Source organism: Myxococcus stipitatus DSM 14675 (genome assembly GCF_000331735.1).
In the GTDB taxonomy this organism is placed as follows: domain Bacteria; phylum Myxococcota; class Myxococcia; order Myxococcales; family Myxococcaceae; genus Myxococcus; species Myxococcus stipitatus.
The window spans coordinates 9,167,835-9,180,892 of record NC_020126.1; the positions used below are offsets into that span (position 1 = coordinate 9,167,835).

The 13,058-nt window shown below is 68.9% G+C and carries 14 protein-coding genes; 6 read left to right on the top strand and 8 right to left on the bottom strand.

Annotated features, from left to right (window positions below):
• The first annotated feature begins 59 nt into the window (after positions 1-59).
• The 3 genes from MYSTI_RS35410 to MYSTI_RS35420 all read left to right on the top strand — a co-directional run bounded on the left by MYSTI_RS35410 (position 60) and on the right by MYSTI_RS35420 (position 3,926).
• Positions 60-2,738 carry an efflux RND transporter permease subunit gene (locus tag MYSTI_RS35410; protein WP_015352659.1) on the top strand — a complete coding sequence of 893 codons (2,679 nt, stop codon included), beginning with the start codon at positions 60-62 and terminating at the stop codon, positions 2,736-2,738.
• Between the two features lie 85 nt (positions 2,739-2,823).
• Positions 2,824-3,423, top strand: coding sequence for an MXAN_6521/LA_1396 family lipoprotein (locus tag MYSTI_RS35415; protein ID WP_015352660.1), 600 nt, complete (start codon positions 2,824-2,826; stop codon positions 3,421-3,423).
• A gap of 11 nt (positions 3,424-3,434) precedes the next feature.
• Positions 3,435-3,926, top strand: a complete 492-nt coding sequence (locus tag MYSTI_RS35420; RefSeq protein ID WP_015352661.1) for an MgtC/SapB family protein — start codon at positions 3,435-3,437, stop codon at positions 3,924-3,926.
• A 9-nt stretch (positions 3,927-3,935) separates the two neighbouring features.
• On the opposite strand, the gene MYSTI_RS35425 is transcribed toward MYSTI_RS35420, so the two are convergent.
• The 7 genes from MYSTI_RS35425 to MYSTI_RS35455 all read right to left on the bottom strand — a co-directional run bounded on the left by MYSTI_RS35425 (position 3,936) and on the right by MYSTI_RS35455 (position 8,931).
• Positions 3,936-4,253 carry a hypothetical protein gene (locus MYSTI_RS35425; RefSeq protein ID WP_015352662.1) on the bottom strand — a complete coding sequence of 106 codons (318 nt, stop codon included), beginning with the start codon at positions 4,251-4,253 and terminating at the stop codon, positions 3,936-3,938.
• A gap of 136 nt (positions 4,254-4,389) precedes the next feature.
• A complete protein-coding gene (ptsP, locus tag MYSTI_RS35430) occupies positions 4,390-6,156 on the bottom strand; it encodes a phosphoenolpyruvate--protein phosphotransferase (protein WP_015352663.1) in 1,767 nt (588 codons plus the stop codon).
• A 45-nt stretch (positions 6,157-6,201) separates the two neighbouring features.
• Positions 6,202-6,480 (bottom strand): HPr family phosphocarrier protein, encoded by a 279-nt coding sequence (locus MYSTI_RS35435; RefSeq protein ID WP_015352664.1) that lies wholly within the window; start codon positions 6,478-6,480, stop codon positions 6,202-6,204.
• 21 nt (positions 6,481-6,501) lie between these two features.
• Positions 6,502-7,269, bottom strand: coding sequence for a PTS system mannose/fructose/sorbose family transporter subunit IID (locus tag MYSTI_RS35440; RefSeq protein ID WP_015352665.1), 768 nt, complete (start codon positions 7,267-7,269; stop codon positions 6,502-6,504).
• A complete protein-coding gene (locus MYSTI_RS35445; protein WP_015352666.1) occupies positions 7,266-7,985 on the bottom strand; it encodes a PTS sugar transporter subunit IIC in 720 nt (239 codons plus the stop codon). Before MYSTI_RS35445 ends, MYSTI_RS35440 begins: the two co-directional genes overlap by 4 nt.
• A gap of 4 nt (positions 7,986-7,989) precedes the next feature.
• Positions 7,990-8,475 carry a PTS sugar transporter subunit IIB gene (locus MYSTI_RS35450; protein WP_015352667.1) on the bottom strand — a complete coding sequence of 162 codons (486 nt, stop codon included), beginning with the start codon at positions 8,473-8,475 and terminating at the stop codon, positions 7,990-7,992.
• 33 nt (positions 8,476-8,508) lie between these two features.
• Positions 8,509-8,931, bottom strand: a complete 423-nt coding sequence (locus MYSTI_RS35455) for a PTS sugar transporter subunit IIA (RefSeq protein ID WP_015352668.1) — start codon at positions 8,929-8,931, stop codon at positions 8,509-8,511.
• Between the two features lie 424 nt (positions 8,932-9,355).
• On the opposite strand from MYSTI_RS35455, the gene MYSTI_RS35460 reads away from it, so the two are divergent.
• The 3 genes from MYSTI_RS35460 to MYSTI_RS35470 all read left to right on the top strand — a co-directional run bounded on the left by MYSTI_RS35460 (position 9,356) and on the right by MYSTI_RS35470 (position 12,101).
• Positions 9,356-9,853, top strand: coding sequence for a peroxiredoxin (locus MYSTI_RS35460; protein WP_015352669.1), 498 nt, complete (start codon positions 9,356-9,358; stop codon positions 9,851-9,853).
• 513 nt (positions 9,854-10,366) lie between these two features.
• Positions 10,367-11,425, top strand: coding sequence for a M35 family metallo-endopeptidase (locus MYSTI_RS35465; RefSeq protein ID WP_233278065.1), 1,059 nt, complete (start codon positions 10,367-10,369; stop codon positions 11,423-11,425).
• 109 nt (positions 11,426-11,534) lie between these two features.
• Positions 11,535-12,101, top strand: a complete 567-nt coding sequence (locus MYSTI_RS35470; protein ID WP_086009863.1) for a protease — start codon at positions 11,535-11,537, stop codon at positions 12,099-12,101.
• 20 nt (positions 12,102-12,121) lie between these two features.
• Here MYSTI_RS35470 and MYSTI_RS35475 read toward each other — a convergent pair whose 3' ends face one another.
• Positions 12,122-13,042 carry a diacylglycerol kinase catalytic domain-containing protein gene (locus MYSTI_RS35475; RefSeq protein WP_015352673.1) on the bottom strand — a complete coding sequence of 307 codons (921 nt, stop codon included), beginning with the start codon at positions 13,040-13,042 and terminating at the stop codon, positions 12,122-12,124.
• Between the last annotated feature and the right edge of the window lie 16 nt (positions 13,043-13,058).

Sequence of the window (13,058 nt, forward strand, 5' to 3'; positions counted from 1 at the left end):
GGCCAGGCCGATGAGCCGAGCTTCCGGGGGAGCACGTTTGCCGGTAGGGTCGCGCGCGAATGAGCGGCGCACCTCGAAACCCGAACTCCCATTCTCGCTTCGCCTATGCCTTCGCGAGGCTCCTGGTCCGTAAGCCCGGCACCGTCCTGGCCATCCTGCTGACGCTCTTGGCGGTGTCCACCTGGGCCACGCTGAAGCTGCGCATCAACTCGAACCAGCTCGACCTCATCTCCCAGGACCTGCAGGAGGTGAAGGACGTCAAGCAGGTCATCGACATGGTGGGCGGCAGCGGCTTCCTGATGCTGGCGCTGCGCTCGTCGGATGAAGCGGCGATGAAGCGCACGGCGGACGACATCGCCGGGATGCTCCAGGCGGACAAGGAGAACGTCCGCACCGTCAGCTACAAGCTGCCCGTCGAGTTCATCCAGCAGAACATGGTCCTCTTCGTGAAGACGGAGGACCTGGTGGAAGGCAAGCGCCGCATCATGGCCTTCCTCGAGGACAAGCTGCGCCGCAGCAACCCCTTCTACATCGACATGGGCGCCACCAAGCCCGTGGAGCTCAACCTCCAGGACCTGGTCGACAAGTACTCCTCCGTCGGCAAGAAGAGCATCCGGGACGACTACAACATCTCCGCCGACAAGAAGATGGTGCTCATCCTCATCAAGCCGATGTGGGACACCACCGAGATCGGCAAGACGAAGACGTACCTGGACAAGCTCAACGCGGACCTCGCCGCGTACTCCACGCAGCCCGGCAAGGTGAAGCTGGTGGAGGACTACCAGCTCATGGGCGACGCGCAGACGGTCGCCTACGGCTACACCGGCTCGTACAAGACGACGGTGGATGACTCGTTCGCCATCGAGGAGTCGCTGCACCCCGTCACCATCATCGCGCTGGTGACCATCTTCCTCATCACCATCCTGTTCTTCCGGAAGCTGGCGCCGACGTTCATCGTCGTGTCCGGCACGGTGATTGGCACCATCTACACGCTGGGCTTCACCTACGCGACGGTGGGCGAGCTCAACATGATCACGTCCATCCTGGGCGGCATCCTGATGGGCTTCGGCATCGACTACGGCATCCACTTCACCTTCCGCACGCGGCTGGAGCTGGGCGCGGGCAAGCCGTACGACGAGGCCATCATCGACGCGTTCGTCAACGCGGGCCGTCCCGCCGCGGTGGCGGCGGTGGTGACGGGTGGCTCGTTCTTCGTGCTGATGGTCAGCGAGTTCCGCGGCTTCAGCCAGTTCGGCTTCCTGGCCGGCGCCGGCACGCTCATCCTGGGCATCACCCTGTTCGTGTGGAGCGCGGCGCTGCTGGCGCTGTTCGGCCGCATCAACCCGGAGTGGCCCAAGAAGCTCATCGGCGTGATGAAGCCGCCCCCGGTCAACTCCAGCAGCGGCAAGGAATTGCGCATCCCCCGCCCCGGCCTGGTGCTGGGCGTGAGCACCGCCGCCGTCGCCCTCATCTGCGCGGCGGCCGTCCCCTGGGCGGGCACGGGCGAGCCTCCCGAGGGCAAGCTCAGCTTCTTCCAGCGCGTCACGCACGGCGTGGGCTTCAACTACAACACCCGCGCGCTCATCCCGGACGGCATGACGTCCGTGCTGCTCCAGGACGAGATCAACGTCCGCTTCAACATCTCCAGCGACCCGATGGCCATCTACACCAAGGACCTGGACGAGGCCGAGGGTGTGTACCGGGAGCTGACGCAGAACGCGCACAAGTACCCGTCCATCGACCAGGTGGTGAGCGTCTTCACCTTCGTCCCGCCGGAGGCCACCGCCAAGGCCAACGAGAAGGTCCTCCAGGAGTGGAAGCAGGACATGGCGAACCTGGAGGCCCGGGGCTTCTCCATCGCCGCGCTGCCGCCGGAGATGCAGGACAAGGCCGCCTTCTTCATGAAGGTGCTGGATGCCAAGCCCTTCGACGTGCACGGCGTGCCGGAGAACTACAAGAGCCAGTTCAAGAACCTGCCCACCGCCCATCCGGACAACCACGGCTGGCTGACGTTCATCTACTCGAGCGTGGACCTGTTCGACGGCCAGAAGATGATGCAGTTCGCCGACGAGACGCGCGGCATCCCCGTCACGTACTACCCGGGCCGCTTCGACAAGAACGAGTTCGACCCGAAGGTGGCCGAGGCGACGAAGGAGTTCCGCGCCGCGGGCGCCACGCAGCTCTACGCGAAGCTGGCGCGCATCGTGCTCTGGGACGGCAAGGTCACCGTGGTGCTCACGGCCCTGTGGATCCTCGCCATGCACTTCCTGGACTTCCGCAACGTGAAGCTGGCGCTGGCGTCGGTGATTCCGCTGGGCGTGGGCGTGGCGATGATGTTGGGCATCATGTCCATGACGGGCCTGCGCCTGAACTTCATGAACATCATCATCCTGCCCATCCTGCTGGGCTTCGGGGTGAGCCACGGCCTGTACCTCTTGCACCGCTTCCTGGAAGGCACCTCGCCACTCGTCGCGCTGCGCAGCGTGGGCGCCGCGGTGGCGTCCTCCACGCTGACGGCGGTGGCGGGCTTCGCCGCGCTGCTGGCCGCGGCCCACAACGGCCTGCGCTCCATGGGCATGGTGGCCTGCATCGGCCTCATCACCACGCTGATTGTGTCCTTCACGGTGCTGGCCGCGGTGATGCAGCTCATGCATGACCGCCGGCAGCGCGAGTCGTCGGGTGGCCCCGGGGCCACCGGGGACAGCACCGGCGAGCAGGGCTCCAACAAGGCGGCCTGAGCAGGCCCGCCGGAATCACACACAACACCGCAGGCAACGAGGCCCCTTCTCACGAGGACGAGAAGGGGCTGGGAGAGGGACCTCCATGACGATGATGCGATGGGCGCCGGTGCTCGGGCTGGGGCTGCTCGCGGGCTGCTCCGCGGTGAAGTCGAGCCGCATCCGCGACGACTACGCCCAGGTGGACCGCAAGGAGACGAAGCGGCTGGTGGTGGTGGCGCAGCCCCTGCCGGACGAGAAGCCCGCGGTGGGGGAGCTGTGGAGCCTCATCGCGCGCCAGTGGGTGAACCAGAACCGCGACTTCATCGTGAAGGACAACGTCTCGCTGCCGGGCCGCCCCACGGACGCCACCTTCAAGGAGCTGTGCGTGGAGGGCGTGGAGGGCGTGCTCTGGCTGGACCCGCGCATCTCGCTCAAGGGCGACGGCGCGGAGGCCGAGGTGAAGGCGCAGCTCCTGCGGTGCCGCGACAGCCAGGAGGTCTGGGCGGCGGAGGCCGCGGGGAGCTGGAGCTCCACCGACGAGGACTACGCGGCGCGGGTGAACAAGTTCAGCCAGGAGCTGGGCGAGGAGGTGGCGCCGTATGTCGTGCCCACCACGAAGCTGCTGGCGGCCACGCTCGAGACGTTGCCCAATCCCGAACTGACCGAAGCGGACAAGGACGAGAAAATCGAGCTGGGTGAGTAGGCTCGTCCCTCGTGGACGAGAGAGTCATCGCCCTGCGGCTGGGTCTCGCGGCGCTCCTGGGCGCCGTGCTGGGCTTGGAGCGTGAGCTGCGGGGCCACGCCGCCGGGCTGCGCACCCACATCATCGTGTCCCTGGGCGCGTGCCTCTTCACGCTGTCCAGCGTCTTCATCGAGTGGACGCTGGGCAGCGGTGCCCCGGAGGGCTCTCGCGCGGACGTCAGCCGCATCGCCAGCCAGGTGGTGGTGGGCATCGGCTTCCTGGGTGCGGGCGCCATCATCCGCGACCAGGGGAGCATCCGCGGCCTGACGACGGCGGCGAACCTGTGGCTCACCGCGTCCGTGGGGCTGAGCATCGGCATGGGCTTCTACGTGGCCGCGCTCACCACCGTGCTCATCGCCCTGCTCGCGCTCGCGGGCCTGCGCCCCGTGGAGCGGCTCATCCGCCAGCGCCGCATCCGCAGGGGCTTGAAGGTGGAGGGAGCCCCTCCCGACGGCCCGGACTGAAGGCCGCCGCTAGCCGTCCCAGTCCCCCGACGACGCCCCCAGCGCGCCCGTCAGGTCGTGCCGCAGCGGTGCGGGCCTGGGGAGGGCGCCGCGCGCCGCCAGCACGTCCGGCCGGACGCCGGGCAGGCTGGCCAGGTCCTCGCGCAGGTACACGTCGTCGCCGTCGATGTCCGTCACCTCGGAGAAGGACACCCGGTAGTCGCGCGGGAAGAACTGTCCCTTCTCGAGGAGGAAGCCCGCGGCGTCGACGGAGAGGATGCTGCCCAGGTTCTCTCCGTCCCTGTCGCGCGTCGTCATGCCCTTCTGGATGTCCGCTGGATTGAACACGCCCACCTCCCAAGTCCCTGGCCCGGGGGACTGACCTGAAAGGTGGACATGGTCCGCGTGCCGGCAGGGCCCCGCTGGCGGGCCGCCTGGCGAGCAGGGACTTGCTCCTCCCTGCTTCCGACCGGGGCCCGGGGACCTACGAGGAGACGACGCCGAAGCGGCGCTCCATCTCCGTGCGCATGAAGCGCTCTATCTCCTCCGCGGTGGTGAGCTCCATGGCCTCGCGCAGCAGCTCCTTCGCCTCCGCGCGGCCCACGCGCCGGATGAAGCCCTTCACCGCCGGAATCTGCCCGGACGTCATGGACAGCTCGTCGAAGCCCATGGCCAGCAGCACCAGCGTGTAGAGCGGGTCGCCCGCCATCTCCCCGCACATGGACACGGGGATGTTGGCGGCCTTGGCGGCGTCGACGATGGTCTCCAGCATGCGCAGCACGGACAGGTGCAGCGGGCGGTAGAGGTAGGCCACCTCGCGGTTCTGTCTGTCGATGGCCAGCGAGTACTGGATGAGGTCGTTGGTCCCCACCGAGAAGAAGTCCGCCTCCTGCGCCAGCCGGTCCGCAATCATGGCCGCGCTCGGCGTCTCCACCATGATGCCCACCGGGAAGCGCTTGCCCACGGGCACCCCCGCGCGGCCCAGCTCCGTGCGGCACGCCTCCAGCTCGGCGCGCGCCTCGCGCAGCTCGCTCACCCCGCAGATGAGGGGGAACATCAGCCGCAGGTTGCCGTGCACGCTGGCGCGCAGGAGCGCGCGCAGCTGGGTGCGGAACAGCTCCCGGTTGGACAGGCAGTAGCGGATGGCCCTCAGGCCCATCGCCGGGTTGGGCTCCTTCTCGTGCTTCGTCTTGCCCGGCACCTTGTCGCCGCCCAAATCCAGCGTGCGGATGGTGACGGGACGCCCGCCCATGGCCTCCAGCACCTGGCGGTAGGCGCGGTAGTGCTCCTCCTCCGTGGGTGCCGTCTTCCGGTCCAGGAACATGAACTCGGTGCGGTACAGGCCAATGCCCTCCGCGCCGTGCGCGAGCAGGGACGGAATCTCCTCCAGGAACTCCATGTTCCCGTTGAGCCGGATGCGGAAGTCGTCCGTGCTCACCGCCGCCAGGTCCTTGGTCGCGAGCGCCAGCTGCTCCGCGTCCCGGTGCCGGCGCTGCTCCTCACGGAAGCTCTGGAGCTGCTCCTCCGTGGGGTTCACCAGGACCAGGCCCCGCGTGCCGTCCATGGCGACGAGGTCGCCCGGGGAGATCTGCTCGCTGGCCCGGCCCGCGCCCACGACGGCGGGCGTCTCCCGCGCGCGCGCGACGATGGCCGTGTGGCTGGTGTGGCCGCCCAGGTCCGTCACGAAGCCCGCCACCCGGCCGCTGCGCGCCATCATGGCGGCGTCAGCCGGGGGCAGGTCATGTGCGACGACGATGGCCTCCGCGGGGACCTCCACCTCTTCGTCGACCACCTGCCCCATCAGGTTGCGGATGATGCGGTCGGCGACGTAGTCCACGTCCGAGCGACGCTCGCGGAAGTACTCGTCCGGGATGTTGTCGAACAGGTGCTTTATCTTGCGGGCCACGCGGCGCACGGCCCACTCCGCGTTGATGCGGTCCTCGACGATGAGCTGGTTGACGGCGTCCACCAGCATCGGGTCCTGGAGCATCAGCCGGTGCGCTTCCAGGATGAGGGCGTGGTCGCTGCCCTCGGTGCGCGTGATCTGGTCCTTGAGCTCGATGAGCTGGCGGTCGGACAGGTCCACCGCCGTCTTCATGCGCATGCGCTCGGGCTCGACCTCCGCCTCCGCCAGCCGCAGCTTGGGGGTGCGGATGCGCTTCCGGTCGAGGATGAACGCGTGGCCGACCGCCACGCCGGGTGAGGCGCCGATGCCCATCAACCGCAGTGTGGGGGTGGCCTGGCTGCTCACGTGTCTTTCTTCCCTCCCAGTCCTACCGCAGGTGGCTTCCCAGCGTCACTTCGACTCGCCAAAACGGTCCCCGATAAGCTTCGCCAGCTCCTCCAGGCACGCCTGCGCGTCGTCTCCCTTACAGGTCAACTTCACCTGCACTCCCTTCGCCGCCGCCAGCATCAGCACGCCCATGATGGACTTGGCGTTGGCCCGCTGACCTTGCGCCTCGATGAGCACGTCGCTCTTGAAGCGGTTGGCCACCTTGACCATCTGCGCCGCGGCCCGGGCATGCAGCCCCAGCTCGTTGATGATCTCGTATGTCCCTTCGGCCACCGTTGCCATCGCGACTCCTACCTCTCGTCTCTAAAGAAAGGCTCCCGCCGCGCAGGCCAGTGTCGCCGCGAGGTAGAGCACCACGTAGTTGGGCACCCGACGACTGACCAGCACGTAGGATGCAACCCCCAGGGCCAGACACCCGGCCGCCAGCAGGGGCGCACGGGCCCCTCCAGCGTTGGCCCCGAAGGACACCGCCAGCCAGGCCGCGAGCCCCCCCGCGCACAGCGCCGCCAGCGTCCGCAGACGCGCGCCGCGCGCCGGGAGGTTGGCCCGCGCCACCGCCTCCACCAGCCGGTCTCCCAGGGTGAGCCCCAGCCAGTACAGCCGCACCCGCAACAGCAGGTGCACCAGATTGTAGAACACCAGGAACACCGGCACCGCCCACAAGCCCAGGAGCGGAACCAGCGCGGCGCCCACCGCGCCCGCCGCGGGCTTGAGCGACAGCCAGAAGAAGCCGTCTCCCAGCGCGGCCAGCGGCCCCATCAGCGCCGCCTTGAAGGCCACCACCTTGTCGGGGGCCTCCTCGCCTCGGGCGATGCGCTCCTCGTGGAAGACGACGCCGCCGACGATGGCCGCCGCCACGTACGGGTGGGTGTTGAAGAAGACCAGGTGCCGGCGCACCGCCTCCTCGCGCGCCGCGCCCGCCGCGTACAGCCGCTCCAGCGCGGGGAACACCGCGTAGGCCAGCCCCAGGTTCTGCATGCCCTGGGGATTCCACGACGCCTGGAGGAAGAGCGAGCGCATGAAGACGCGCAGGAGCACGCTCCAGGGCAATGAGGCGTCGGGCGCGCTCACGTGCCGCGCTCCTGGAGCAGGTACAGCACGATGGCCACCGTCACCGCCGCCGCGCCCAGCGCCGCGTAGAGCGGGGCCTTGCGCGCGTGGCTGCCCTGCGCGGCGATGGCCGCCGCCACGGACGCCATGGCGGGGAAGGCCCACGCCAGCCCCCGCGTCAGCGCCACGGGCAGCGCCTGGAGCACCGGCTCCACGAAGAAGCCCGCGAGCGCGCACAGCGCCGTCAGCACGCCGTACAGCGTGAAGTGCGGCCACATGCCCCACAGGTTCTGCCGCATGGCGCGCGTGAGGTTGCCCGCCTCCGCGGAGGCCAGCGCCACCCGCGCCAGCCGCGCCGAATAGCCCTCCAGGAGCCGGTCCCCGCGCCGCCCCACCCGCCCCATGCCGATGAAGAGCAGCACCGCCAGCGACCAGATGGCCGGCGTGGACGGCGCGCCCGAGGCCTGGGTGATGGTGCACGCGGCCGCGCTCGTGGCGGTGGCCGCCAGCGTGTCGTTCTCCGGCAGCGACGCGCCCAGGTTGGCGGTGCCCAGGAAGAACAGCTCCAGCAGGAGGCCCACGCTCAGCCCGGACGTCACGTCGTCGAGCAGCAGCCCCATGACGGTGGCGGCGACGAGCGGGCGGGACATCATGGCCTGGAGGAACGCCTTGCGCTCCACGGCCACCAGGCCGCCCCACACCCCCGCGAGCGCCACCTGGGTCCAGACGACGCTCACGTGCTCACCCAGCCTTCGCCCACCGCTCCGAGAGGTCCGACAGCTCCACCGGCTTCTCCGCCGGCACCGCCCGCGCCTCCACCCGCACGCCCTGCTCCGCCAGCTGCTGGAGCGTGCGCAGCTCCGCCTCCGCCAGGAACACGGACGGCGACACCTGCCGGCGGCCCGTGCCGAAGTGCACGTTGCCCAGGTTGAGCTCGCCCAGGTTCAGCCCGTGCGCGTACGCGAAGGGCACGGAGGCCACGTCGCGCAGGAGCACCAGCGTGCGGACCCCGTCCTTGGACAGGGCCGCGAAGTCCACCTGGGACAGCGGAAGAATCTGGACCTCGATGGCGCTCTGCACCGCGAGCGCCATGGCGGCACGGATGAGCGGGCTGGAGGCCGCCTCGTCATCCGCGACCACGACGCGGGAGACCTTGAGGAAGGGCAACCAGGCCTCGACGACCTGACCGTGGATGAGGCGGTTGTCGACGCGGACCAGGGAGATCACAGCCGTCTCGAATCGCCGACCCGCGCGGGTCCGTCAAGTTCGCGGCTGCTGCTGAGCCTCGCGAAGCAGGGCGGATGCACAGGTGATGTTGCGCTGACCATAGGAAGCCAACTGGGTGGCCATCTCGGCCAGGGAGAGCTGCTCGGAGCGAAGCGAGTTGGCCTTGAGGAGCATGGGCAGGTTGACGCCCGCAAGGACCTCCAGGTTCATGCGCTGACACATCATCAGCGATTCCTTACAGGGCGTACCGCCGAACAGGTCCGCGAGGATGATGACACCGTCTCCGGCGTCCACGCGCGACACCGCCTGCTTCATCTTCGCGCGGAGGTCCTCGACAGGAGTCCCCGGCTCGATGTTGCAGGTTGCCACCGCGGGGAGCTTCCCCACGATCTGTTCCGCGGTGGAGACCAGCTCCTCCGCCAAACGCCCGTGCGATGCGACGACGAGGCCGACCATGTTCACTCCTGACCAACCCCCCGGAGGTGCGTCCTACGCCTGAACGGCACGCGGCGCAACTCCGGCGAAAGTTTCCGCCCTGTACCCCAGATAAGCTCTCACGTCTTGTCTCGAAAGGTAAGACGCCAAAGCCTCCCGCGCCCGAAATTTCGGGTCCGGCCGCGCACAGGGCTGTCGCCTGCCGGACGGGGGAGCGACACCGCATCCCCCACGCTCATCAGATGCAACGGGCGTCCCCGGGATGCGTCGCGAAGGGTCCTCCTCCACGTCGTTTCACCTCGGCCCCCCGCTGAGCGAGGAGGCGGGCGGAGAGCACCCCACCTTGCTTGCCTGGCCGCAAGCTCGCCCCTCCCTGGAGGGCATGGTTGACTCGCATGGCCGAGGACACGCCGGGCCTCACCTCCGGCGACGCGGAGGAGAGCACGTGGCGAGGACGAAGATGCTGCAGCAGGGCGATGCGCTGCCGGACGTGACGCTGATGGGCGCGGGCAACCAGCCGGTGCGCCTGCGAGACCTGGCGGGTCGCAAGGTGCTGGTCGTCTACTTCTACCCGCGAGACGACTCGCCGGGTTGTACGGTCCAGGCGTGTGGCTTGCGGGACCAGTACGAGGACTTCGTCGCCGCGGGCGCGGAGGTCGTCGGCATCAGCTCCGACTCCGTCTCCTCGCACCAGGGCTTCGCCGCCAAGCACCGGCTGCCTTTCATCTTGTTGAGCGACGAGAAGGGCCAGGCACGCGAGGCGTTCGGCGTGGGCGGCTCCTTCCTGGGCCTCTTGCCCGGCCGGGTCACCTTCGTCGTGGACCGCGAGGGCATCATCCGCGACAGCTTCGAGTCCCAGATTCGCGTGGGCGAACACGTGCGCCGCTCGCTCGAGCTCGTGCGCTCACTCGCGAGCCACGCGACGCGCGCCTCGAGCGCCTGACGCAGCGGATGCGCGCGGCGAAGCGGACCCGCAGACCCGGGCCCGGACGCGCGATTCCCACAAACGAACGGATTGCGCGCGCACGTCGGCGCGCGCACCGCTCCCGCCAGCCCAACCCCGCGAAGCCGCTGGGTTTCCACCGGTGAAGGCAGTCTGGCCCAGGCCTTGCTCATGAGGTGTTCGCCACGCGACGACCGCGCGGCACGACTCGAGGAGCACCGCATGAACACCCAGACTGAAAGCTTCTACGACACTGTCCTCTTCGCGCTCGGCCCCGTCGTGGTGGGCTACGGCTTCGCCATGGTCGCGCTGCTCGTCACGTACGCGCGCCCGTGAAGCGGTACACGGACGCACCTGGACGGGATTCCAAGAAAGTGACTATAAGCCGGATAACGCGTCAGGCCCGAATTCCAAGAACACGGGCCGACGCGCACTCCGCGCAGTCACTCCCAAGCATTCCCCGAAAGGAAGTCCGACATGAGCTTCAGCTCACGTGGTCGCCTCAATTGGTGGATGGGTGCGGTTATCAGTGCCTCGCTGCTGGGCGCCTGTGGTTCGCCGGATGAAAAGGCGGGAGAGGTTCCCGTCGAGGGCGAGTCAGCACGAGACGCGGTCGCTGGAGATGTCGCGGTGAAGTTGTCCACGCCCCGCCAGTCGCTGGCCGCGCGCGAGGACGTGAGCGTGACGGTGACGCTCACCAACGTTTCGAAGGACACGGTGCGGGTGCTCAAATGGCACACGCCCACGGATGGACTGAAAGAGGACCTGTTCGCCATCACCGTGGACGGCGCGCCGGTGGAGTACCAGGGCCGCCACTACAAGTGGGCCACGCCGCAGGCCACTGACTACCTGCGCCTGGCCGCGGGCGAGAGCGTCTCGTACACGGTGGACCTGGGCGCGACGTACGACTTCTCGCGCACGGGCAACTACAGCCTGCGCTACGACTCGGATGCGCACGGCTCCGCCGAGGGCGTCTCGCAGCTGCGCTCGGAGGACCTGAGCCTCTTCGTCGAAGGACGTGCCTTCGTTGGCCCCGAGGCCACCGGCACCGTCTCCGCCATGGCGCTGTCCACCGCGAACTGTTCGGCCGCGCGGACGACGCAGGTGACGACGGCATTCAACGACGCGAAGACGATGTCCACGGGCGCCATCAACTGGCTCAACAATCCCCCGTCGCCGTACACCCGGTACATCACGTGGTTCGGGACGTACAGCGTGGCCAACAAGAACATCGTCCTGGCCCACTTCAACTCCATCCTGAGCGCCTTCAACACGAAGTCGGTCATCGTGGACTGTGGCTGCACGGATAGCGCCTACGCGTACGTGTACAAGAACCAGCCGTACCGCATCTACGTGTGCAACGCCTTCTGGCCCGCACCTCCGACGGGCACCGACTCCAAGGCCGGCACGCTGATTCACGAGATGAGCCACTTCACCGTGGTGGCGGACACGGATGACCACGGCTACGGGCAGAGCACGTGCAAGACGCTGGCGCGCAACAACCCGGCGAACGCGCGCGACAACGCGGACAGCCACGAGTACTTCGCGGAGAACACCCCCGCGCTTCCGTGACAGGCCGTCCCCCAGTGACATGATGTGAAGCGAAGCGGGGGCGCGGCCGGGCGCCCCCGTTTTGTTTCCCGCTTCGAACGAGTCAAACCCCAGGCGAATGGGAGCTCACATGACGTGTGGACAGATGGGCCGCATCGCGCTGCTGACCCTGGCCATCACCGGGAGCGGCTGTGCCTCGCGCAAGGAAGAGGCGGCGCCGCCGGTGGATTCGCGACCGGAGGAGACCGCCGTGAAGACGACGACCCTGGAGTGCTCGCTGAGCGCCCCCGCGCAGGTGAAGGCGGGCGAGCCGGTGGAGGTGGTGTTCAAGCTCACCAACACCACGAAGCAGCCCCTCTATGTCCTCAAGTGGCACACGCCGCTGGAGGGCCTGCGCAACGACATCTTCACGGTGACGCGCGCGGGCTCCGCGGCGGAGCTGTCCTACGGCGGCCCCATGATGAAGCGCGGGCCACCGGATGCGTCGGCCTACGCGACCATCGCCCCGGGCGAGTCGGTGGAAGGCCGCGTGGACCTGGGCCTCGCCTACGAGCTCAACCAGCCGGGCACCTACCACGTCACCTTCCGCGGGCCGCTGATGGACGTCACCTCCGACGCCGCGAAGGTCCCCGCGCTCTCGGGTGAGTTCCACGACACCGCGGTGAAGTGCCCCCCGGTCGACATCACCGTCACCTGAACCACCGCTCGCGCGCGGCGTCAGTTCATCACCAGCCGCGCGCGCTGCCGGGCCGGGCGGATGTGGGCGCGGGCTCCCGCGCCGAACACCAGGAAGTCGTCCTCCATGCCGTCGCTGAAGATGACGCCCCCGGACGGCATCCTCGACTCCAGCACCAGCTCCGCTTCCGGCGTCACGAAGCCGCCGACGATGCCCGCGCTCGAGTTGCGGCTGATGAACGGCTCGCGCACCACGAAGGCCAGCCGCGCCTCCTCCCACGACAGCCGCCACGCCTCTCCGGGGACGCCACCCGTGCGCTCGGTGAGGCCCCGCGCCAGCGTGAAGATGGAGGACAGCCACCCGCTGGAGCCCACGCCCGTGGACACCAGCACCCCGCTGGAGGACTGCGACTCCTCCTGCCCCGCATGGCTCAGCCGGTAGCGCGCCGACACGTGCGTGCGAGCACCGATGAACAAGTCGTTGAAGCCCAGCAGCCGCTGCCCGTCCTCCAGCGACGCCTCCGCGAGCGTGACCTCGCGGAAGCGCGCCCGGCCCTCCAGCACCCGCCGCACGGCGCCCCGCGCGCCCTGGACGTCGTACGGGAGCAGCACGCCGTCGAACCGCTCCGGGTCCGGATTCACGCCCACCAGCGGCTGCTCGCCCACGTACTTGGCGACGTTCGCCACCAGCCCGTCCTGTCCCGCGACGACCACCAGCTCCTTGCCGCTGAAGAGGAACGTGGGAACGAGGCTCCGGTCCACCTGCTGCACCGGCAGCCCCACGCCCAGCGCGTCCCGGAGCCTGTCCACCGAGCGGTTGTAGGCGGCGTCCTCCCGCTCGAACTCGTCGAAGTCCTGCCCCGCGTGCTCCACGTAGAACTTCGCCTGCTTCTTCGTGTTGAAGCGCTCCACCAGGCCCGCCAGCCGCGTGTGCCGGGTGACCAGGACGATCTTCTCGAACATGGCGCGTGCCCTCCGT